Origin of the sequence: Streptomyces sp. NPDC020780 (genome assembly GCF_044334475.1) — a bacterium.
Lineage (GTDB): Bacteria > Actinomycetota > Actinomycetes > Streptomycetales > Streptomycetaceae > Streptomyces.
The window spans coordinates 75,909-96,824 of sequence record NZ_JBIRTB010000013.1; the positions used below are offsets into that span (position 1 = coordinate 75,909).

Sequence of the window (20,916 nt, forward strand, 5' to 3'; positions counted from 1 at the left end):
CCCTCGCGGTGCCGCTACCAGCAGTGCCGCCACAGCCGCGATTCCCGGGAGTGCCTCGTATGGGGACGAATGGATCGACGATGCTCGAGCCGTTAAGGCGAGGGCTCCCACCCATCGACCCCTCCGCGGTCGCCGCCTCGGCCACCTGCGCGCTGCCGTCCCGGTACGAAGCGGTGGGCGGTGCCAGGAAGTTCACCCGCGCCACACTGACCTCGTGGGATCTGTGCGACCGCTTCGACGACGTCGCCCTGGTGGTGTCCGAACTGGTCACCAACGCGCTGCGGCACGCCCGGCCGGCCGACCCCGCGCGGGAGCGCCAGGACCGCTCGGTGCGCCTGCATCTGATGCGCTGGACCTCACGGCTCGTATGCGCCGTGCGTGACCCCAGCGAGGACGGCCCGGTGGCCGGCCATGCCGCGGATTCCGCCGAGTCCGGCCGGGGGCTGTTCCTCGTGGAGGCATTCAGCGACTCCTGGGGCTGGCACCCGTCGCCCGCACCGGCCGGGGACGCTTGCGCCACGCCGCGCGGGAAGGTGGTGTGGGCGCTGTTCCGGCTGACGGACGCGGCCGAGGGCGTGAGCGCGGGCGGTCCGGCCGGAGAGCTCGTGCCCTGACGTGATCGTCACCCTCGAGGGTGGAACCGGCTCCGGGAGGCCGACCGTCCGGTCGGCGGCCCGGCGGGGGCGGCCTGGGCACCGCGCCGCCGTACGGGCAGCCGGTACCGCCTGCGCGGTGCGGGCCTGCGGTGCGCGCGCCGCGCGCGAGTGCGGTCAGCCGTCGATGGCCAGGTGGTCGAACTCCCCGTCCTTGACGCCCAGCAGCAGCGCCTCTATCTCCGCCGGCGTATAGACGAGGGCGGGTCCGTCGGGGTGGCGCGAGTTCCTCATCGCCACATTTCCGCCGGGCAGTTTCGCGAACTCCACGCAGGAGCCTTGGGAGTTGCTGTGTCTGCTCTTCTGCCAGACGACTCCGCGAAGCTCTGTGGCCGCCATGCCGTTGTACACGTGGTGCACAGGACGCTCCCCGAGTTGCAAGGTGCAAGTGTCAACTAGCTCGGATCATAGCTGTGTTCATATGCAGATGCAGAAGCAGATGCACGTGCACGCGGGGTGCCCGAATGGTTACAGCTTTTCCGTGATCTGCCCGCCCCTTCCCGGCCCCCATGGAAGAGAGACGAGCGTGACGCCTATTCGGCTCCCGTACAAGGGTGTTATTCCGTCACGCCGGGAGTGCCGTCGGCCTTTCCGCCATGGATCAGGGCACCGGCCGAAGGCGCCACCTCGGCTGTACCGACGGTAACACCGACGGCTTTACCCGGCACCCCGCAGACCGGGCCGGCCGTGACGGTCCCTCAGGACGAGCCGCTCTCCCGCCGGCCCGGGCCCGCCGTGCCCTCCAGTCCGCGGGAGAAGTCCTCCAGCGCCCGGAGGAGCATGCCCGCACCTCTCCGTACGAAGGGATCGGGAACGGGCACCGCGTCCGGGCCGTCTTCCGGCGCATCCCAGTCGGCGATCACCCGGCGGACCGGCTCCCAGTCCGGCACACGGCGCTCCCGCACCGCCTTCGCACCCTGCTCGGTGGCCTTGCGCAGGGCGTCCGCCAGCCCTGCCGCCCCGGGCACGGGGTCGGCGGAGCGGGCGGGCAGGTGGGCCTCCATGAGCATCGCGACGCGGCCGAGCTGGGCGAGCGCCTGCTCGCCGTCGTCGGCCGCCGCTCTGGAGATGCCGCGGTGCCGTACCGGCTCGTGCCGGGCCGTCTCCAGGGCCTCCTGCCAGGCCACCCGGCTCTCGCGGGTGGTGAGCAGGGCGGAGCGCACGTCCTCCAGGTCGGCGGCGGCCGGATCGGCGTAGTGGTCCAGGACCGTGGCCGCGTAACGGCCGTCCGTGGTCAGCCAGTCGGCGAGCCGGTTCCGCAGCCGCGGGGTCTCCCAGGCCGGGTACAGGGCGTACGCCACCATCGCGAGCAGCCCGCCGATCAGGGTGAGGACGACCCGTTCGGGTACGGTCTGCGACCAGTCGTCGCCCGCCATGCCGAGCAGGAACACGACATAGGCGGAGACGCACACCTGACCGACCGCGTACCCGGTGTTCGTCAGCATGTACAGAAGGAAGGCGCAGCCGACCGCGAGGCCCGCGGCGACCGTGACGCCAGGGCTGACCGCCTGGACGACGCCGGTGGCGAGGGCGACCCCGACGACGGTGCCGCCGAACCGGGCCACGGACCGGGAGTAGGTCTGGGAGAAATCCGGGCGCATCACCATGACGGCCGCCATCGGCGCCCAGTAGCCGTGCCCGAACGGCAGCGCGGCGCCCAGGAGATATCCCACGGCGGCGACCGCCGAGACCCGGACTGCATGCCGGAAGATCGGTGACCTGCGGTGCAGCTCCCGCCGCATCTCCGCCAGCACCACGGGGACCATCCGCAGCAGACCGGGGCGGCGGCGGGTCTGCGCGGTGTGGTCCGCCGGGGCACGGGTGCCCGCGCCCTCGGCGATCTCGATGACGTCGGCGAGCAGCACGTTGAGCCGGTCGGCCGCACGCCGGGCGGGTCCGACGAGGATCACCTCGTTGTCGGGGGTCCGCAGGACACCGAGGTCGGTCGCGGCGATGCGCACCGGCTCACCGTGCCGCACCGCGGTGGCCGCCGCGTCCAGCACGGAGCCGGCGGCGGCCAGCATCTCGCGCACCCAGGCACGCTCCAGCCCTTCGGCGGGCACGCCCAGGGCCGGGTCGGCCAGCGAGGCCAGCACCGGCCGCAGGCGTTCGGCGACGCCACGGGCCCCGTGCAGTTCGGCGGGACGCCGGCGGGCCTGGCGGGGGGTGACGGCAGCCGCGCTGCGGGCCGTCATCAGCGGAACGGGATCGAAGTGCACGGTCGGGTCGTGGCGCAGACGGCGGGCGTAGTCGGCCTCGGCGGCCAGGGCGTCGGCGAGCGCGTCGCGCTGGGCGCCCCACCTGCGTACCGGGAAGAGGACGATCAGCGCCGCCTGGACCAGCCCGCCGAGCGCCATCACGGCGCCGTGCACCGCGGCGTCGGCGACGGAGGTGGGGAGGGTGATCGTGACGAGCATGATCGCCACGTTGGAGGCGGCGATGATGCCGCCCGTCGGGCCCGCGGCCCAGCACATCCCGGCGGCGAACGTCCACACCACCAGCACCGCCAGGAACAGCACGGTGTGGGAGACGGTGACGTAACCGACGAACGTCGACACGGCGAGGCTGCTACCGGAGACCAGCGCGAGCACCGGCCGCGGGCGCCAGCTGCGCTGGAAGCCGGCAGTGGCCGCCTGGAACGCGCCGAACGCCGAACCGGCCGCGATGACGGGGCCGAACAAGGCCAGGCTCACCCCGACGACAAGGGCGAGGCCCGCCGCGCCCCGCAGCGCGACGAGCGGTTCCAGCCGCTGCCGCTCGACCGTCAGCCCCGAGCGGGCGGTCTCCTTCAGCGCCCGGACCCAGCCCATGGGCCGAGCGTACGGGCCGGGCCGCCCTCGGCGGGGGATGGGCACGCGGCGCGGGGCCCTGCCCGCGAGGCGAAGGCCGGACCGCCGCCACCGGCCGGGGGCCTCCGTCACGCCGTCGGTCACCGTCCCGCGAAGCGGGCCACCGAACCGCCACCACCGCCGTAGTCCTCCGGGCCCGCACCGCCCGACACCACCCCGCCGATCACGGCACGGCACCGCCGCCCGGGCCGTCGTCCGCCAGCACCCGTCCCCGTAGCCGCGCCGCCAGGACCACGCCCTACCGGCCGATCCGCGGACCCCCACCGCCCATCCGGGCCCGGTCCGCCGCGTCCGTCCCGTGGGCCCAGCCCTGGGCGTCCGTGGCCCCGCGTACCCGGGCGGTGGTGGTCCGCGGGAACATCCGCTCCGCGGTGTCGGTGACGGCGACGTCCCGGGCCGCCAGCACCGGCAGCAGACCGCCGGCGGCTCCGCGCCCGTCCTCACCCCCCGCACCGGCACCGGAGCCGGCCTCCGCGGTGACGCGTGCGGTGTCCGCGGCGAGCCGGCTGCCGAGACGCTGGGCGTACGCCAGCAGGAAGGACTGCCGGAACGTCTTCGTCCTCCTGCGGCCACCGGCCCGCTGACCGGCCTCCGCCTTCGTCATCGCGGCGGTGCCCTGCACCAGCAGGGAGGTGAACAGCAGCTCCACGGCCTCCAGGTCCGGTTCGAAACCGACCACCGTGGTGAAGCCGAGGTCGCTGTTCCACACGGCCCGGCACCGGTTGGCCGAGGCGACCGAGTCGAGCAGGATCGCCTTGGCGCTCTCGTACGGGGCGTCGATCCCGATCCGGCAGGCGCCCGGGGTCTCGGCACTGTGGGTACGGGCGGCGAGCAGGGCCTCGTCGATGCTGTGCCGGGCCATCAGCTCCTGTGCCTTGGTGGTGAGCGCCTCCGCCTCCTCCGGGAAGCCCGTCGCCTCCGCCTTGGCGAGCAGGGCGCGGATCCGGGTGAGCATGCGGGGCTCGCCGTGGGCGGGCGGCCGGTGCCGGTCGTCGGCCGCCGTGCCGGGCGGCGGGCCGACCGGCTCGAGGGCGGGCAGCCGCAGCAGCAGGCGGTACAGCCGCAGCAGCGCGGAGGCGTACGTGAAGCGGTCGGGCCGGTTGCGGGGCGCCGGGGAAGGCAGCTCGGCGAGCTGGCCGGCCCAGCGGGGCGGCAGCTGCCCGTACCGGGCGGTCTCCGCGGTGATCAGCGCGGCGGCGAGCGCGGCCCCGGTCTCGTCCAGCTCGCGCCGGACGATCCGTACGACGTCGGCCGGCTGCCAGCCGCGCGCCCAGGCGCGGCGGACGAACTCCTCACCCCGGCGGTGCAGCTCCTCGTCGGCCGCGGGGTCGGCGGCGAGCAGGGAGGCGCCCGTGTCGAGACCCGCGTCGTCCTCCGTGTAGAGGGCCGCCGCGCATGCCTGGTCGATCACCGGTTCCATCAGGTCAGGGTAGGCGGCGGGCAGCCCGTACCGCGCCCGCCCGAGGCGCCCTGGGTCAGGGGCGTTGTCGGTGCCGGATGCCAGACTCGGACCATGACCGGACGCTGGGCTCTGGCCCCCGCCGAGACGGGCGCCGCACTCCTCGTGCCGCTGGGGCAGGACGGTCTGCCCGGCGGCCCGGTCCTGACCGAGCCCGATCTCGTCGAGTCCGTCCGCTCCCGCCCCGACGTGACCCGCTGGGTCTGGCGGTCGACGGCGGAGGTCTACCCCCGCCTCCTCGCCGCGGGCGTGCGCGTCGAGCGGTGCTACGACATCGAGTGCGCCGAACTCCTGCTGCTCGGCCACGAGGGCCGCCTCGGGGAACCCCGTTCCGCCGCGGCCGCCTGGGCGCGGCTGCGCAACGCGCCGGTACCGGCCGACCCGCCGCCCCGCTCGGCGGAGCCCGGCGCCCAGTCCTCCCTCTTCGAGCCGCCGTCCGGCACGGACCTGCCTTTCGACGCGCTGCTCGACGTCTACGCGGAGCAGCTGCGCCGCCATGACGCGACCACCCACCCGGACAGGATGCGCCTGCTCACGGCGGCCGAGTCGGCCGGAATGCTGGTCGCCGCCGAAATGAACAGGTCGGGCCTGCCGTGGCGGGCCGACGTGCACCGTGAGGTGCTGGACGGTCTGCTGGGCGAGCGGTACGCGGGCGGGGGCGAGCCGCGCAGGCTGGCCGAGGCGGCGGAGGAGGTGTCGGCGGCGTTCGGCAGACGGGTGCGCCCCGATCTGCCCGCCGATGTGGTGAAGGCCTTCGCACAGGCCGGGATCAGGGTGAAATCGACCCGGCGGTGGGAGCTGGAGGGAATCGACCACCCCGCGGTCGAGCCGCTGATCCGCTACAAGAAGCTGTACCGCATATGGACCGCGCACGGCTGGAGCTGGCTCCAGGACTGGGTGCGTGAGGGCCGCTTCCGCCCCGAGTACCTGCCGGGGGGCACCGTCAGCGGCCGCTGGACGACCAACGGCGGCGGCGCCCTGCAGATCCCCAAGGTGATACGGCAGGCGGTCGTCGCCGACGCGGGCTGGCGCCTCGTCGTGGCGGACGCCGACCAGATGGAGCCGCGCGTGCTGGCGGCGATCTCACGCGACCGGGGGCTGATGGAGGTGGCGGGCCATGAGGGCGACCTCTACACCGCCCTGTCGGACCGGGCGTTCCACGGCGACCGCGACCACGCCAAGCTGGCGCTGCTGGGCGCCGTCTACGGGCAGACGTCCGGCGACGGCCTGAAGAACCTCGCGGCGCTGCGGCGGCGCTTCCCACAGGCCGTCGCCTACGTCGACGACGCGGCGAAGGCGGGCGAGGAGGGCCGGCTGGTCCGCACCTGGCTCGGCCGCACCAGCCCGCCCGCGGCCGGGACCGGAGACGACGGGGAAGCGGGCATCCCGCAGGAGAGCGAGGACCCGTCGTCCGGCGAGGGCTCCGGGACGTACGGGTTCACACCTGGCTACGCCTCGACGGACGCCCGGGCCCGCGGCCGCTTCACACGGAACTTCGTCGTCCAGGGCAGCGCGGCCGACTGGGCGCTGCTGCTCCTGGCGGCGCTGCGGCGGACGCTGTTCACCGCGGGGATGCGGGCCGAGCTGGTGTTCTTCCAGCACGACGAGGTGATCGTGCACTGTCCGGCCGAGGAGGCGGAAGCGGTCGTGGAGGCGATCCGGGAGGCGGGGGAGCTGGCGGGGCGGGTGGTGTTCGGGCGGACGCCGGTGCGGTTCCCGTTCACCACAGCGGTCGTCGAGCGCTATGCGGAGGCCACATGACGCCCCCAGCCGCGGGGACGCCTTCCGCGCGGCGCCGTCGGCCTGCGTCCCTCACCGGAGAACCCGGGCGGCATCCGCACGTCCGTCGCCACGACGTCCCGGCCGTGCCGGGTCTGTCCGGACGGGCCCTCCGCCGTACGATCGCACGCGTCGGACGCCGCCGGTCCGAGGCACCGATGCCGGCCCCATCGGGGTGGTCCCGACCATGCGTCGCGTGTGCGTGCCGGGCGTCGCGGGCAGGCGGGACTTTCGAAGCACGCCCCGAACCGCCGGCACACGCCCGCCCGCCCCGCGAGACGCATACCCTTCCGGCACCGTTCGTCGTACCCCCGGGAATCCCGCGCCGCAGCGCCGGGAGACGGCTCGCCGAGCAGGACCGCGACCGGTGGGACACCGCGCTGATCGCCGAGGGCGTCGGGATCCTCCAGGGGCCCTCGCCCGCGACCGGCTGGGCGAATTCCAGGCCCAGGCGGCCATCGCGGCACTCCACGCCGACGCGCCCACCGCCGAGGAGACCGACTGGATCCAGATCGTCGAGTGGTACGACGAACACACGCGCCTGAGCGACAGCGTCGTGGGACGACGTGAACTGATCGGGTACACGGGCCGGGCAGTCGGCGGTCCACCCTGGGACACGGCTGTACCTCGCGCACACGTCGGCCGGTGCGTCGTTCACGGTCAGGGGTGACGACACGCGCCCGCAGGAGGCCTCCGGCCGCAGGACGCCGTGGAAGGATCTCGGCGGGCCGGACGGCCGACGGGGTCGGATCGGTTCGGGCCGGTTCGGGCCGGACGGCCGACCGGGTCGGGTCGGGTCGAATCGGGTCGAGAACACGGTACGTGGGAGAAGAGATGTCCCTTCCGGATCCGGACAGGGAGGCTGAGGCCGCGGCTGCCCTCGGCTTCGACCTCAGCGCATGCGACCAGGAACCCATTCACCTGCTGAACCGGGTCCAGTCCCACGGCACCCTGCTCGCGGTGGAGGCCGCCACCGGCACCGTGGACATCGCAGCCCTGAACACCGGCCGCCTGCTGGGATTCGAGGCCCAGGAGCTGGTCGGGGGACCGGTCTCACGGGTACTCGCCCCGGAAGCCTGGGCGGAGGCTCTCGAGACCAGCGCGTGGCAGGAGACGGCGAGCATGGTGCTCCCCGTCTCGATCGACGTGGGGGGCGTGCCCCGGTCGTTCGACGTGACCGCACACCGTCAGGGAAGCCACGTCATCCTGGAGTACGAGCCCCGAACCGTCGCGTTGCCGCACTTCGCGGGCTACTACCAGGCGGTGCGGCGTGCCCTGACCAGGCTTCGGACGGCGACGACGGTGGCCGAGTGCTGCCAGGCGGCCACTCAGGAGGTCCAGGCGCTGACCGGCTTCGACCGAGTGGTCGCGTACCGCTTCGAGGAGGAGGACGGGCCGGGCGAGGTGGTCGCGGAGGTGATCACCGACGGTCACGAGCCCTGGCTGGGGCTCTGGTTCCCCGCCAGTGACATCCCGCCCCAGGCGAGGCGGCTCTACCGCGACAACTGGATCCGGGTGATCGCCGACGTGGACGACACCGGTGTGGACCTGCACCCCTGCCGACGGGCGGACTCAGGCCTGCCGCTGGACCTGTCGCACTCCGTCCTGCGCACCGTGTCCGGCTTTCATCTGGAGTACCTGCGGAACCTCGGGGTGCGGTCCTCGATGTCGGTGAGTGTCCTCCGCGAGGGCGAACTCTGGGGGCTGATCGCCTGCCATGGTGACGCCGCCGTCACGTTTCCCCCCGAACTGCGTGCGGCGTGCGAATTCTTCGGCGTCGCCTTCTCCCTGCAGCTGGCGGTCATCGAGGAACGGGAGCGCGCCGAGGCCCTCCGCGCCTCCCGGGAGCGCCGCGACCAGATGCTCTCCCGGCTCACCTCCGACCTGGAGCGCTCGCTCCTGGCGAGCGACGACGCCCTCAGGGCCCTGCTCGACGCCGACGGTGCGGTGCTCCTCCGCAACGGCCGCAGCACCACCAGCGGGATGGGTGGTCCGCCCGCCCTGCTGGAGTACCTCCAGGCCCGTGCGGCGGACCTGACCCCGGGCGCGGTCTGGGACACGGACCGCCTGTCCGAGGAACCGTACCGAACCGGCGGCGACGGAACGGCGGAAGGCGGACCGGCGGGAGCCCTGATGGTGACGCTGAGCCGCTCCGGTGACTTCCTCGCCTGGTTCCGCAGGGAGCGTCCCACCGCCCGCCGCTGGGCCACCGATCCCTCCCGGCCCGTCCGGGTCGGCCCGCGCGGCGAACGGCTGACCCCCCGCGGGTCGGGTGCCGCCTTCCGCGCGGTGACACGCGGAAGGAGCCTCCCCTGGACACCGGCCGACCGCGCCACGGCGCTGGAGCTCTGGCGCACGCTGACCGGCCTCGTCCTCCGGCACGAGGCACGACTCGCTTCCCTGAACGAACAGTTGCGCGTCATCAACTCCGACCTCGACTCGTTCGCCCATGTGGCGGCCCACGACCTCAAGGAGCCACTGCGGGGTATCTCCAACGCCGCGGCCTTCGTCCTCGAGGACGCCGCAGGGGACCTCGACGAGACGACCGTCCGCCGGCTTCTCACCATGCGCAGACTGGCCGGCCGGATGGACGGCCTGCTCGACTCGCTGCTGCACTTCGCCCGGCTCGGCCGGGGCGGGCTGCACCGCGCCCGCGTCCCACTGGACCGGGTGCTGGACTCGGCACTGGACGTGGCGGGGGAACGCCTGGCCGAGGCCCACGTCAGGATCGTCCGAGGCGACCTGCCCGAGGTCTACGCCGATGAGGACCGGCTCGACGAGGTCCTGGTCAACCTCTTGGTGAACGCCGCCAAGTACGCCGCCGACCGAGAGGACCGTACGGTCGAGATCCTGGCCGAGACGGTCCACCCGCCGGCCGGTGGAGATCCCCGGCAGGCCGTCGTGGTCCGCGACAACGGCATCGGCGTACCGGCCGACTTCCAGCGTGAGGTGTTCGAGCTGTTCCGCAGGCTGCACGGCCACGACGAACGCGGTGGAGGCTCCGGCGTGGGCCTCGCGATCGTCAGGCGGATCATCGAACGGCACGGCGGAGAGGTGTGGCTCGAAAGTGAGCCGGGCCGTGGGACCAGCGTCTACTTCACCCTGGGTCAGGAGGGCGGCGACTGAGCGGGAGGGTCCTCACCCGCGTCCTTGGCCCTGCTCTGCCAGTAGTCGACGGCCCCCTTCAGCACCGTCCGGAAGAGCTCGAAGTTGACCGGTTTGTAGATGTAACTGTCTGCGCCCGCCTCGTAGGTCGCGTCGACCTCCGCCGGTGCGGTGGAGGACGTGAAGGCAACCACGGTCACGCCGTTCAGCTCGGGCAGGGCCCGGATGGAGCGGAGCACCGCGGCTCCACTGAGACCGGGCAGGTTCAGGTCCAGGAGGACGAGCCCCGGCCGCCGGGTGGCCTCCAGCAGCCGCTCGGCGACTCCGGCCCCCCTGTCGGTGAACAGCAGGGTCAGCTCCGGATGAGTGCCGCCGAGTGCCCGCCGGATCGCCTCCGCGTCCTCCGGCGAGTCCTCGACCACCCAGACGAAGTCCTGATCGATCCGCGGATCGATCACCGGCCCGCTCGTGCGCCCGCCTCGGCCGGTGCGATCGCCTCCGCCCGTCCGGCTGCCCGAGCCGCCCGTGGGGCTGCCGTCGGTGCGGCCGTCCACGGCCCTACCGCTGCTCCGGTCGTCGCCGCGGTCGTCCCCGCTCATGTGGCTGCCCCCACCGGTGCAGTCGTCTCCGCCCGTGCGACGAGCACGGCGATGTCGTCCGCATCCATCGCCCGGAACGCGACGACGGCTGCCGCCAGCCGCTCGGCGAACCCCCGGGACGCGCCGGCCCCCTGCTGCGTCACCGCGTCCGCCAGGCAGGATTCGAAGAACGTCCCGTCGGACGCTCTCGCCTCGGTCACCCCGTCGGTGAACAGCACGAGCGCGTCGCCCGGCGCCAGGTACGCCGCTCCCGATCCGTACTCGATGTCCTCCAGGACCCCCAGCAGATCCCCGTGTTCCGCAAGCTCCTCGACCTCGCCACTCCCGCGGCGCAGCAGTGGAGCCACGTGCCCGGCACTCCAATAACGCACCTGGAATCCCCTCCCCTCCGGCACCAGCACCGACACGAGCGCCGTCACGAAGCGGGACGTCCCCTCTCTCATCAGGGCCCGGTTCAGCCGCCCGAGCGCGTGCTCCGGCGTACTGCCGTCCTCGATCAGGGTGCGCAGGGTATGGCGGGCCAGACCGGTGAGGGCGGCGGCCTCCGCCCCGCGACCGCAGACGTCACCGATGAGCAGCGTCACACCGCCCTCCGCCCCAGGGACGGCGTCGTAGAAGTCACCGCCCACATCGAGCGCGATATCGCCCACCTCGTATGCCGCACTCAGCGTGAGGCCCGCGATCCGCGGGAGTGCTCTGGGCAGCAGATGCCGCTGGAGCGAGACCACGTGCCGGCGCCGCTGCTCGTACAGGACGCTGGTGTCGATGGCCAGGGCGGCCCGGTCCGCAAGGTCGGCGAGGAACCGTGACGCCGTCTCGGCGAGATCAGGCCGGCGATAGAGGAACGTCAGCGTGCCCAGGGCACGTCCTCGCGCCGTGAGCGGATTCACGCTGAGCGCCCGCACGGCATGCCCCGTCCCGGACGAGGACGGGTCGAAGGGTCCGCCGGCCAGTTCCTCGCCGTGGAGCACCAGTCCCTCCCCGCGGTCGGCGGCCCGCCGCAGCACGTCCATGAGCCAGTGGTCCTCGGCCGCGACCATACGGAGCCACTGCTGCTCGGCCGCGTCCATGTGCGACGAGGCGACGGGAGTCAGCCTGCCTGAAAGATCAAGATGGACGACGCATCCGTCGGCGACAGCGGGTACGGCTGTCCGGGCGACTCGCCGCACCGTACGCTCCACATCGAGGCTCGCATCCATCTGCAACGACGCCTCCGCCAGAAAGGCGTCGCTCACCTGGCGCAACTCGTCCTTGCGCCGGGCCAGGAGGCGCCGTTCGCACACCATGGTGACCTCGGCCACCTGCTTCAACCGGGTACGAAGCGTCACGTCGGCCGCCTCCCGGTCCGCGACCCCGACCGAGAACGACGCCCAGCTGCCCTGCCCCAGCGGCACGGCACACTCGGCCACACTCCGTGCCCCGGCTGCCGCCATGATCCCCACGTGCGGCATGCCGCCGTCCAGTTCCGACACCTCGCGAACCGTGACGGCAGGATCGCCGCCAGGCGCCCCGGCGGCGGACGCGCCGAAGTCCCGTTCGCAGGTGAGGGACTTCGGTCTCGGATCCGCAAGGGTGACGCTGCGCAGGGAGTGCAGCAGCCCACCGCTCCAGCGGGTGCTCACGACGGCCAGCACACCGGGCATTGCGAGCAGCCCGCCGGAGAGGGAATCGGCCGGCCCGGTGACGTCCTGCGCCGTGTCGGCGTCACGCCAGACCTCGTGCAGCCGGCTGGACCACCCATCGTCGTCCGCCTGCCCTGCAGTTCCGCCCTCGTGCTGTTCCACCGCTGATCCGCCGTTCCGTACGACAACTGTCGGTCCCGGCCATCACGCGACACGCCGGGCCACGCCCGCCCGAGCGCCCGCTGGCGCGGTCGGTGCCGGATTGCCCACGCCGTGAAGAGCGGGACTCCCCGGCATCGCGCTTCTCGGACCGTGCGCGGGACGCCTGGCCGGCTTCCCGCGCACGGTGCCGGGGCGGCTGTCGACGCGGAGCGTAGGCCGCCGCCCCGATCGGCGTGGGTCCCCCTCCGTCGAGGAGCACCGGTAGCGCCCTGCCCCTGGTGGTGGGTGGGCGGCGGTGATCGCTGCCCACCCACCGTGCCCGCTACTTGGGCATCAGGACGGTGTCGATGAGCTCCACCGTCGCGTTCGCGGTCGGGATGCCTCCACAGACGATCTTCGCGGAGTTGTTCACCGTGAAGGAGTCACCCGAGCCGGAGGTGGTGAGGCTACTGCCCTCCAGAGTCTTGAAGCTGCCATTCGCGAGCTCGTTCTGCGTGATCTTCTTGTCCACCACGTGGTAGGTGAGGACCTTCTTCAGCTGGGCCTGGTTGGCCAGCAGGGCGTCGAGATCCGACTTCGGGATCTTCTCGAACGCAGCGTTGGTCGGCGCGAACACCGTGATGTCCGTGGACTGGTTCAGGGTGTCGGTCAGCCCGGCGGCCTTCACCGCGGCGGCGAGCGTCGCCAGTTCGGGGTTCTTGGCGGCCGCCGTGGCCACCGGGTCGTTGGCCATGTCGTTCAGGCCGCCGGTGCCTTCTTTCGGCACGGACGAACAGCCCGGACCGAACGGCTGCGAGCCGCTGCTGGCGGACGGCGTCGGCGTGGCGCTGTCGGCGGACGCCGTCGGCGCGGCGATTCCCAGTGCTACAGGAAAGACCACCGACGCCGAGGCGGCGAGGACGGAGCGGCGGATTCGAGTGATGTTCATGGATCGTCTCCTCCGTGGAGGGCTCTGCCTGGACTGGTCCGGCGCCCGGCCGGCGAAGGGTCTGACCCGACCGGGTCGGCGAAGAGGTCGTTTCCGACCGGTGTTCGCGGGCGCCGCGAGCGGGTGCCCTGCGCTCCCGCAGGGCACGGCATCCAGCGTCACACAGATATCTCGTCATCGCTCAGGGAGCCTGCCGGGTTGCGTGTTCGCGGAATGTCCTGTCCGGCCCGGGAAGCCCCGAGCTCGTCACCTTCCGTCACCCTGTGCTGCGCCGTCCGGAGGCGTCCGTCCACCGGCGAGGCCCGTCGCCCTCGCATCCCGGGCCGCATGGCTCTCGACGAGAGTTCGGCACGTGTGGGCGGAGGCACAAGGGCCACTGTCCCCTTCCCGCAAAGCCCGGCCGTCAGCAGCGCCGCAGGGCTCTTCGCGCGGGAGGCGTGCGGGGCCCGGCGCCTGCGGGCCACCGGTCCAGGGCCGGCTCCGTCGCCGCCCTTCGATGATCCTGGCTTCGCAATTCCACCGCCGCACCGTCCTGCATCCTGCAACTGGATTCCTGCCCACAGCAGTTCACGCCCGATGATCCCGCTCGCTTTTGCGGCTACGGCAGAACACCGATCGCAGCGACTCCATATCTCTACTCCCATCATGATAGATTTTCTACGGAAGCAGAATCTGAAGTCCTACTGCGCACATCGCCGACCTGGCGCGCCGGAACGCTCGGACCAAGGTGTAATGATTGCCCAAAACGGGCAGGCGGCCCAGCTACGGCGCAAGCGTCACAATCGACGACAGGTGGGGTGTACGCGCATGAACAGCACGAAGAACGCCATCTCGGAGACGGGGCCAGTACCGACAACGGTCCGGGGCGACAGTGCAGCCGGCATCAGCCGGGCCCGCCGAGCAGCCCGGGCCTTCACCGATCGCTTGATCCCGAAGCCCTGTCCGGACGAGGCGGACGACCTCGCCCCGGTCGTCTCCGAGCTCGTCACCAACGCCCTGCGTCACGGCGACGGCGCCTTCACGCTCCGTATGAACGCTCACCCCAACGCCGTCGAAGTCGCTGTCGAGGACACGAGTCCGCGGTGGCCGCGTATGCGGACCCCCGACCTGACCGGTTCCGGGGGCGGCTTCGGCCGGCCCGTGATCAACCGCCTCGCCCGCACGATCGCGGTCACACCGTGGGCAGCCGGAGGCAAGACCGTCACAGCGTTCCTCCCCTCATGACGTCTTCCGCCCCCCGTCACCCGGGTTCCGGGCCGCTGCCGGTGATCGCCCCTCGCGGAGAATTCGACTTCGAGTCCCTGCCGTCGCTGCAGGCGCAGATCGAATCCGCCATCGCGGCCCACGGAGGAGTGATTCTTGACGCCAGCGGCATCACATTCGCCGATTCGATGTTCCTCGTGCTGATCCTCACCACCCACCAGCACGCCGACCTGCGCATCGTCAGCCCTTCTCCCAGGCTCGCACGCCTGTTCGGTGTCCGTGGCATCGACGCAGTCCTGGACATCTACCCGACCCTCGACGCGGCTCAGATCAGCTGAGCCCCCTGCACGCACGGCCGATCCCCTCGCCGCCGCTCCGCCCCGAGGACAGGGACGGAACAGCTGTCCGGCGGCGCACCGCGACCGGAGCTGCCGAGGCAGGCGTGCCGGGGCCGACCGGCGTTGCGGTGGGGTATCAGCTTCCCCGGCAGGGGGGCCTGCTCAAGCTCTCAGTACGTACTGGGCCATGGGTCGGCTGTGACGAGGACGATGGTGAGCACCTCGACCCGGCCGGTCTTCTCGTCGCGGCCGTAACGCGTGCTGACGTGCGTGACCGTCACGTCCCTGTCGTGCAGTCCGATCTCCTCTCCCACGCGGGGAGTCGGGAGCGACCCGGGCACGTCCAGGCAGACGAGTTCCGTTCCGTCGGGGGCGATGAAGGTCATGGCGTGCGATGGCGCGGCTTCGGCCTCGGGCCGGGTCCATGTGGCGTCTTCAGTGGCGCCGATGGCGTCGTAGATCGTTTGCGTCATACGGATCTCCCTAGGTCTGATGGTGGTTGGGCACGGTGGGTCCGGGTGCCGGAGATCCTGCTCTTCCCAGGTCCTCCGGCGACCTGGCCGTCCGGCTCATGCGGCGCTGTGCGCCGGGTGCGCGTGCCGGCCGGATCGACACGCCCGGCGGACTCGTCCCCCCTCCGGGCGGGAGGCCGCAGAGGGAAAGGGCTTGGCTGCCGTGCCACTCGGCGGGTCGTTCCGCGTCGTCGACGACGGGGTCTCAGTGCGGTCCTCCCTGACCGGCGCCACGGGAACGCAGCCGGGTGGCCGCCGAACATGATCGGCCTCCTGCCGAGGCCTGACGCGCTGCCTGTTGACGTTGCCGCCCTGGTGGAGTCCGGGCGCGGCGATCAGATGCCTCTCACCGTGGTCGGGGGTGGAGCTGTCGTCACGGGTCGGCCGGCACCCGGAGCCGTGCGGAGGCAACGGGTGTCGGAAGTCCTTGCGGACTCGGCCCAGCCGAGCGACTCTTCCGCCGTGTTGGCCACTGCCGCACCCGAGGAAGGGCCGCCCCCGCATCCGCGCTTTCACCTGGCCCGGACTTTGCAGGGCCCGGCGGGAATCCCGAGGACGGGCGGGATGTACCGGGCCGCGATCGAGGACGTCAGTTCCTGGACGACGGGGACTTCGGCTGCTCCGGCCGCTGACCCGCTGCCTCGCCGGGAGACCCAGGTACGCGGTGAGGGGCCGGCCGGAGTGCTCCGGCCGACCCCTCACCCATGCTTGCCGACAGCCGGCGTCTGCCCGTCCGTCAGTCGGCCACAGGTGCCCCGAGCATCGCAGATGCCTGCTGCACCGGGTCGAGAAGCCGTTTGGGTGCGCGGGCCGGGGCCAGGTCGCGACAGGTGAAGCCGAGCTGGGTCATGGCCCGCAGGACTTCCCCTGCACTGAAGTCACGGCGGTCCTGGCGTGTGACGACCTGTCCGACCTGCTTGACAGGGTAGGTGCGTCGTCCGATGATCACCGATTCACCGGAGGCGTGCTCGGGCTTGACGCCCTTCATCGACTCCAGGACGCCGCTCTTGGTCAGGTCGAACGGGAAGCGGGCGATGACACAGCGCATGATGCCTCACAGGGAGAGAAACGGCGATGGAGTGGTCCTGTCACGGATGGGACGGCTCAGCGCGCGAGAGCGAGTATGCCCAGGGCACTGCCGTGTTCGTCGATCACGGGCAGGGCATCGACATCGCTGTGGCGCATCATGTGCCCGGCTTCGGCCACGGTGGTCAACGGTGAGGTGAACGGTCCTCGGTCGCGGAGGATGTCCCGCAGCTGGACCCTGTCCGAGTACGCCGAGCTCTCACGAACTGCTGCAAGGCGGGCGTGGGTGACCAGTCCGATGCACAGGCCGCTGTCGTCGCAGACCAGCAGACGCCCGGTACGGGCACCGGCCATGACGGACAAGGCCACCTCGACGGTCATGTCGTCGCAGACCTGCGGCCCGGCGGTGTCCATGGCGTCGGCCACCGTCCTGCCCACGGCAGTGGCGTGCGTCGTGTGCGGCTGGACCTGGACGAGCGTCAAGAGGTGCCTCCTGCAGTGGTGGGTGAGTTCCCGGATCACGGAGCTCTCAGGCTGCGGCGTCGAAGGAGGACTGGTGTGCGGTCACGCGCCGGGCTGCGGAGGCGGAGCCGCGCCGGCCTCGTGAGGACGCGCTGCGCTGACGCCGCTCGACCACCGGCGCGGTGATCGTCACGGGAATGCCCGAGGGGGCCTGAGCTCCGGTGATGCGGCCGAGCGCCTCTTCGCCGGAGCGGACCCGGGTGGTCTGGGGCACGATGCCGGCGGCGGTCATGAGGCGGGTCATGTCGTGGCGCTGGCTGGGGGTGACGAGGGTGACCACGCTGCCGGACTCCCCTGCCCGGGCGGTTCGGCCGCCGCGGTGGAGGTAGTCCTTGTGGTCGGTCGGCGGGTCGACGTTGACCACGAGGTCGAGGTTGTCGACGTGGATGCCCCGTGCGGCGACGTTGGTGGCCACGAGTACGGTGACGTGCCCGGTCTTGAACTGGGTCAGGGTCCGGGTGCGTTGCGACTGCGCCTTCCCGCCGTGCAGAGCCGCCGCCCGCACACCGCTGGCCAGCAGATGCTCGGTGAGCTTGTCCACGGCCCGCTTGGTGTCCAGGAACATGATGACCCGGCCCTCGCGAGCGGCGATCTCGGTCGTCGTACGGTGCTTGTCGGTACCGTGGACGTGCAGCACGTGGTGCTCCATCGTCGTGACCGCTCCGGCGGAGGGGTCGACGGAGTGGACGACCGGGTCACTGAGGTAGCGGCGGACCAGGCGGTCGACGTTGCGGTCCAGAGTGGCGGAGAACAGCATCCGCTGCCCTTCGGGGCGGACCTGGTCGAGAAGTGCGGTGACCTGGGGCATGAAGCCCATGTCAGCCATCTGATCGGCCTCGTCGAGGACGGTGATCGCGACCTGGTCGAGCCGGCAGTCACCACGCTCGATGAGGTCCTTGAGCCGACCCGGCGTCGCCACGACGACCTCGGCGCCACCGCGCAGCGCGTTGGCCTGCCTGCCGATCGACATTCCCCCGACCACGGTGGCCAGCCGCAGCCTGACCGAACGGGCGTACGGGGCCAGTGCGTCGGTCACCTGCTGGGCCAGCTCGCGCGTCGGCACGAGGACCAGCGCCAACGGCTGTCGCGGCTCGGCCCGCTGACCGGCGGTACGGGCCAGCAGGGCGAGGCCGAAGGCAAGGGTCTTGCCGGAGCCGGTGCGCCCTCGGCCCAGGACATCACGGCCCGCGAGTGTGTTGGGCAGGGTCGCCCCCTGGATCGGGAACGGAACGGTCACACCCTGGGTGGTCAGCGCCGCCAGCAACTGCCCCGGCATGTCGAGGGCGGCGAACGTCTCGACCGCGGGAACCGCGGGAGTGACCGTGACCGGCAGGGCGAACTCGCCCTGGACCGCGACGGGTCGCCGCCCCTGGCCACCCGAGCGGCTCGAACCGCCGGAACGAGCCGGGCCGGCCGAACGGGCCGCGGTGGTCGAGCCGAAGCGGCTGCCGGCCCGACCGGAGTCGGCGGTACGGCTACGTGCGCGGGTAGAGCGGTCGTTCGTACGAGTGGGGTTCATTCAGAACCTTCCTTGATACGGCACGCATCAAGGAATTCCCGCAGCGGAAGAACAGCGCAAGGAATCACAAGAACGGGCCGAGCAAAATGCAGAAATGAGATGTGGCCGGTGTTTCATCTCGTATCGGGACGCAGGCCGTGGAATGAGTGACACCGCAGGGCGAGGAATCTCTCACCGACGAACAGGAATCCATGGACGGGACGGCGGCTCTGCGGGCAGAGGTACTGCCACAGGCGGCACCGGGCCGGGAGGATGCCCGTAGCCGGGTCCCGCACCCCGAAGGATGCGGGACCCAGCTACGCAGTGGGCGTCAGCGTCAGGCGGGAAGGATGTTCTCTGCCGTCGGGCCCTTCGGGCTCGGCGCGATGTCGAAAGTGACCTTCTGGCCTTCGACCAGCTCACGGAAGCCCTCGGCGGCGATGTTCGAGAAGTGGGCGAACACGTCAGCGCCGCCACCGTCCTGCTCGATGAAGCCGAAACCCTTGGCCGGGTGGAACCACTTCACAGTGCCTGACGCCATGTCGCATCTCCTTCAGGGAGCAGGTACGCCGAGACCCGTGAGGTACGGATCCCGCGTCGCCGCGATGATGCCCCGACCGGGAGAGAACCGGAAATACAATGAAACTTCCACTGGTCGAAATACCCACGCAGAAGCCTGAAGTTCTGGGAACCACAACTGCAACCGAGATCGACAGTAGCATGCCGTAATGATCCACGTACGAAATATGTCTGCACTCTCCGGGCCACCGCGATAACACTCCCGGCGCGGCACGACAGACCCTCACGCCGCGGCCACAGATATGGGACGCCCTGCACGAAGCGTTTTCAAGAAAGGGCGCTCACTCCTCACCGTCCGGATGCCGACCACGCGCAGGTTCGGCGTACCCCTCACCAGCCGAAGGAGTGGGGAGGGCGCACCGGACAGAGCCCCCCTGGAGCTGAGCAGTGAGCCTCCGGGCGCCGTTGGCGATCCGGCGCCCTTGACCGCGCTGAAGTCCACACCTTCGGGCTGTCCCGCAGTTGCCGGTGGATCGGTGCGCGGCGTCGGATGCGGTGCGTCGCAGGGCGGAGGAGCGTCGGCATACTGGAGGTACGCGGACGTTCCCACAACGCGGCGAGGTGCCGTAGCTGTCGTCGCGTGCCCGCCGGGGATTGCGGGACAGCCCTTGGACACCGCCGCGACCAGCCGATGGTCCTCCTGCGCGGACGAGCAGCGGCACGACAGGGCGGCCACACCATCGGGCACGACAGCCGCAGCTGGAGACAGCTTCAGTGAACTCCCGTCAGGGGGACGGCTTCTGCGGGACCTGCCTCGGCCTCGACGGATCTTCAGGCGGCGGGTGGCGCGCTGCGCGACCTGGCGTCTCGGTGGAGTTCGGCGTTGATGCGCTGGGCTTCTTCGAGCTGGTCCTCAAGGATGACGATGCGGCAAGCGGCCTCGATCGGGGTGCCTGCGTCGACGAGCTCGCGAGCGCGGGCGGCGATACGGAGCTGGTAGCGGGAGTAGCGACGGTGGCCGCCCGGGGAGCGCAGGGGGGTGATGAGACGGGCTTCGCCGATGGCGCGGAGAAAGCCCTGGGTGGTGTTGAGCAGCTCGGCGGCCCGGCCCATGGTGTAGGCGGGGTAGTCGTCATCGTCGAGACGGCCGTACGAGTCGTCTGCTGTCATCTGTACCTTCCTGTGGAACACGCGTCGGAGGGGCCCGGGTGCCATGTGGCACCCGGGCCCCGAAGGAACTGCTACACCATCAGCCGGCCTTGATCAGCCAAGCCGGCTCTGTGTTTCCGCATACCTGCCAGGACGAGGCCCGGGGGCTGCGGGGATCGCGGTTGCTTGACCGGAGACCACCTCACTGTCGATGTCCTGCGGTACCCGGGCCCACGTCGTTCACCCGGGCGATCCTGATGGCGCTCAACTCCTCCGTTCTTCCCTCTGGACAACACACTTCCGTACTTCTGGCGGCCTCTCACAGCGCCACTCCGGCAGCCAGCCCCGTCGCCCACCCTGCACTCACTCCGGGCTTGGAACCCCACTGCCGAACCTCCCGGCACGCGCGTCGCAGCCTGACGCCATTTACCGAGGAACCACTTGCACGACGACTGCACTTACCTACTGCGGCACTGCTCATGGCAGCCCCTGAAGACCGCGGGCCACCCGGTCCGGCCGTCAGTCCCGTCACCTTGCTGCTACAACCCTGGCTTCGGAACTCCACCACCGGACCGACCTGCACACTGCAACTGCTAGGTACTGCTGCCTGGCAGTTCATCTCTGCCAAACTCCGCTGTCCTTCTTGACTACGAGAGAAACCATAACGACCCCGCACGCCAATGTCTACCTCCAACAGGATAGATTTTGAGATCCTGGTCGGGGAGATTATCGTCCCGGGCTGCTCCTGCCGACGGTCTGTGCGACCGATTCGCCCACCCGCTGCCTCAGCGGTGAAGCCCACCGGCGACTGGGGCGACTCGAACCGCAGCGCACCGGTCGGCAGTGGCAGGCGCGGAGTCGGCCCTCGCCTTCCGGGCACCAGTGCTCATCCTGCACCTCGCCCTCTCCGCTTCCGGTGGCTCGCGGCTGGCAGAACGACCATGGGCAGGTTCTCCTGAGGCGTCACCAGCAGACGGGGCTCTCGGCAAGGAA

17 protein-coding genes and 2 pseudogenes are annotated in these 20,916 nt (G+C 71.5%); 7 read left to right on the forward strand and 12 right to left on the reverse strand.

All coding sequences use genetic code 11. The features are described 5' to 3' along the window. Window positions 1-80: 80 nt before the first annotated feature. Window positions 81-614 (forward strand): ATP-binding protein, encoded by a 534-nt coding sequence (locus ACH4VO_RS24220; protein WP_360991205.1) that lies wholly within the window; start codon window positions 81-83, stop codon window positions 612-614. Window positions 615-770: 156 nt separating this feature from the next. Here ACH4VO_RS24220 and ACH4VO_RS24225 read toward each other — a convergent pair whose 3' ends face one another. The 3 genes from ACH4VO_RS24225 to ACH4VO_RS24235 form a co-directional block, all read right to left on the reverse strand. Continuing rightward, complete coding sequence (locus tag ACH4VO_RS24225; RefSeq protein WP_360991208.1) at window positions 771-1,013, reverse strand: DUF397 domain-containing protein; 243 nt, start codon at window positions 1,011-1,013, stop codon at window positions 771-773. A 338-nt stretch (window positions 1,014-1,351) separates the two neighbouring features. Then, window positions 1,352-3,463 carry an FUSC family protein gene (locus tag ACH4VO_RS24230; RefSeq protein WP_360991211.1) on the reverse strand — a complete coding sequence of 704 codons (2,112 nt, stop codon included), beginning with the start codon at window positions 3,461-3,463 and terminating at the stop codon, window positions 1,352-1,354. 277 nt (window positions 3,464-3,740) lie between these two features. After that, a complete protein-coding gene (locus tag ACH4VO_RS24235; protein ID WP_360991213.1) occupies window positions 3,741-4,922 on the reverse strand; it encodes a DUF2786 domain-containing protein in 1,182 nt (393 codons plus the stop codon). 93 nt (window positions 4,923-5,015) lie between these two features. On the opposite strand from ACH4VO_RS24235, the gene ACH4VO_RS24240 reads away from it, so the two are divergent. The 3 genes and pseudogenes from ACH4VO_RS24240 to ACH4VO_RS24250 all read left to right on the forward strand — a co-directional run bounded on the left by ACH4VO_RS24240 (window position 5,016) and on the right by ACH4VO_RS24250 (window position 9,866). Next, a complete protein-coding gene (locus ACH4VO_RS24240) occupies window positions 5,016-6,722 on the forward strand; it encodes a bifunctional 3'-5' exonuclease/DNA polymerase (protein WP_360991215.1) in 1,707 nt (568 codons plus the stop codon). 275 nt (window positions 6,723-6,997) lie between these two features. Continuing rightward, window positions 6,998-7,341: pseudogene (locus ACH4VO_RS24245) on the forward strand (hypothetical protein); the annotation flags it as partial. Between the two features lie 233 nt (window positions 7,342-7,574). Beyond that, on the forward strand, window positions 7,575-9,866 hold the full coding sequence (locus tag ACH4VO_RS24250; RefSeq protein ID WP_360991218.1) for an ATP-binding protein: 2,292 nt from the start codon (window positions 7,575-7,577) through the stop codon (window positions 9,864-9,866). On the opposite strand, the gene ACH4VO_RS24255 is transcribed toward ACH4VO_RS24250, so the two are convergent. The 3 genes from ACH4VO_RS24255 to ACH4VO_RS24265 all read right to left on the reverse strand — a co-directional run bounded on the left by ACH4VO_RS24255 (window position 9,848) and on the right by ACH4VO_RS24265 (window position 13,156). Continuing rightward, window positions 9,848-10,288 carry a response regulator gene (locus ACH4VO_RS24255; RefSeq protein ID WP_360991469.1) on the reverse strand — a complete coding sequence of 147 codons (441 nt, stop codon included), beginning with the start codon at window positions 10,286-10,288 and terminating at the stop codon, window positions 9,848-9,850. The genes ACH4VO_RS24250 and ACH4VO_RS24255 overlap by 19 nt on opposite strands. A 152-nt stretch (window positions 10,289-10,440) precedes the next feature. Beyond that, window positions 10,441-12,228, reverse strand: coding sequence for a PP2C family protein-serine/threonine phosphatase (locus tag ACH4VO_RS24260; protein ID WP_360991221.1), 1,788 nt, complete (start codon window positions 12,226-12,228; stop codon window positions 10,441-10,443). 322 nt (window positions 12,229-12,550) lie between these two features. Next, the gene (locus tag ACH4VO_RS24265) at window positions 12,551-13,156 is read right to left on the reverse strand and encodes a fasciclin domain-containing protein (RefSeq protein ID WP_360991224.1); all 606 of its coding nucleotides are present in this window, start codon (window positions 13,154-13,156) and stop codon (window positions 12,551-12,553) included. 807 nt (window positions 13,157-13,963) lie between these two features. On the opposite strand from ACH4VO_RS24265, the gene ACH4VO_RS24270 reads away from it, so the two are divergent. Together ACH4VO_RS24270 and ACH4VO_RS24275 are read left to right on the forward strand one after the other, a co-directional pair. Beyond that, on the forward strand, window positions 13,964-14,380 hold the full coding sequence (locus ACH4VO_RS24270) for an ATP-binding protein (protein WP_360991226.1): 417 nt from the start codon (window positions 13,964-13,966) through the stop codon (window positions 14,378-14,380). Then, complete coding sequence (locus tag ACH4VO_RS24275; protein WP_360991229.1) at window positions 14,377-14,697, forward strand: STAS domain-containing protein; 321 nt, start codon at window positions 14,377-14,379, stop codon at window positions 14,695-14,697. The genes ACH4VO_RS24270 and ACH4VO_RS24275 overlap by 4 nt, the downstream gene beginning before the upstream one ends. Before the next feature lie 170 nt (window positions 14,698-14,867). Here ACH4VO_RS24275 and ACH4VO_RS24280 read toward each other — a convergent pair whose 3' ends face one another. Next, window positions 14,868-15,170: a hypothetical protein gene (locus ACH4VO_RS24280; protein ID WP_360991232.1), complete on the reverse strand. Its 303-nt coding sequence runs from the start codon at window positions 15,168-15,170 to the stop codon at window positions 14,868-14,870. A 312-nt stretch (window positions 15,171-15,482) separates the two neighbouring features. Between ACH4VO_RS24280 and ACH4VO_RS24285 the strand changes: the two are divergent. Beyond that, window positions 15,483-15,818 (forward strand): annotated as a pseudogene (locus ACH4VO_RS24285) (hypothetical protein); the annotation flags it as partial. A gap of 127 nt (window positions 15,819-15,945) precedes the next feature. Here the strand turns inward: ACH4VO_RS24285 and ACH4VO_RS24290 are convergent. The 5 genes from ACH4VO_RS24290 to ACH4VO_RS24310 all read right to left on the reverse strand — a co-directional run bounded on the left by ACH4VO_RS24290 (window position 15,946) and on the right by ACH4VO_RS24310 (window position 19,944). Next, window positions 15,946-16,257, reverse strand: a complete 312-nt coding sequence (locus tag ACH4VO_RS24290; protein ID WP_360991234.1) for an SCO5918 family protein — start codon at window positions 16,255-16,257, stop codon at window positions 15,946-15,948. A 56-nt stretch (window positions 16,258-16,313) separates the two neighbouring features. Further along, window positions 16,314-16,718: a CBS domain-containing protein gene (locus tag ACH4VO_RS24295; protein WP_360991237.1), complete on the reverse strand. Its 405-nt coding sequence runs from the start codon at window positions 16,716-16,718 to the stop codon at window positions 16,314-16,316. Window positions 16,719-16,764: 46 nt separating this feature from the next. Beyond that, window positions 16,765-18,276: a DEAD/DEAH box helicase gene (locus ACH4VO_RS24300; protein ID WP_360991240.1), complete on the reverse strand. Its 1,512-nt coding sequence runs from the start codon at window positions 18,274-18,276 to the stop codon at window positions 16,765-16,767. A 316-nt stretch (window positions 18,277-18,592) separates the two neighbouring features. Beyond that, complete coding sequence (locus tag ACH4VO_RS24305; RefSeq protein ID WP_360991243.1) at window positions 18,593-18,796, reverse strand: cold-shock protein; 204 nt, start codon at window positions 18,794-18,796, stop codon at window positions 18,593-18,595. Window positions 18,797-19,605: 809 nt separating this feature from the next. Continuing rightward, window positions 19,606-19,944, reverse strand: a complete 339-nt coding sequence (locus tag ACH4VO_RS24310) for a MerR family transcriptional regulator (protein ID WP_360991246.1) — start codon at window positions 19,942-19,944, stop codon at window positions 19,606-19,608. Window positions 19,945-20,916: the final 972 nt, after the last annotated feature.

Excerpts from the sequence above, each read along its gene's own strand:
- ACH4VO_RS24220 (WP_360991205.1), top strand. The coding sequence starts at position 81 with ATGCTCGAGCCGTTAAGGCGAGGGCTCCCACCCATCGACCCCTCCGCG.
- ACH4VO_RS24230 (WP_360991211.1), bottom strand. The coding sequence starts at position 3,463 with ATGGGCTGGGTCCGGGCGCTGAAGGAGACCGCCCGCTCGGGGCTGACG.
- ACH4VO_RS24235 (WP_360991213.1), bottom strand. The coding sequence starts at position 4,922 with ATGGAACCGGTGATCGACCAGGCATGCGCGGCGGCCCTCTACACGGAG.
- ACH4VO_RS24240 (WP_360991215.1), top strand. The coding sequence starts at position 5,016 with ATGACCGGACGCTGGGCTCTGGCCCCCGCCGAGACGGGCGCCGCACTC.
- ACH4VO_RS24250 (WP_360991218.1), top strand. The coding sequence starts at position 7,575 with ATGTCCCTTCCGGATCCGGACAGGGAGGCTGAGGCCGCGGCTGCCCTC.
- ACH4VO_RS24265 (WP_360991224.1), bottom strand. The coding sequence starts at position 13,156 with ATGAACATCACTCGAATCCGCCGCTCCGTCCTCGCCGCCTCGGCGTCG.
- ACH4VO_RS24270 (WP_360991226.1), top strand. The coding sequence starts at position 13,964 with ATGAACAGCACGAAGAACGCCATCTCGGAGACGGGGCCAGTACCGACA.
- ACH4VO_RS24275 (WP_360991229.1), top strand. The coding sequence starts at position 14,377 with ATGACGTCTTCCGCCCCCCGTCACCCGGGTTCCGGGCCGCTGCCGGTG.
- ACH4VO_RS24280 (WP_360991232.1), bottom strand. The coding sequence starts at position 15,170 with ATGACGCAAACGATCTACGACGCCATCGGCGCCACTGAAGACGCCACA.
- ACH4VO_RS24290 (WP_360991234.1), bottom strand. The coding sequence starts at position 16,257 with ATGCGCTGTGTCATCGCCCGCTTCCCGTTCGACCTGACCAAGAGCGGC.
- ACH4VO_RS24300 (WP_360991240.1), bottom strand. The coding sequence starts at position 18,276 with ATGAACCCCACTCGTACGAACGACCGCTCTACCCGCGCACGTAGCCGT.
- ACH4VO_RS24305 (WP_360991243.1), bottom strand. The coding sequence starts at position 18,796 with ATGGCGTCAGGCACTGTGAAGTGGTTCCACCCGGCCAAGGGTTTCGGC.
- ACH4VO_RS24310 (WP_360991246.1), bottom strand. The coding sequence starts at position 19,944 with ATGACAGCAGACGACTCGTACGGCCGTCTCGACGATGACGACTACCCC.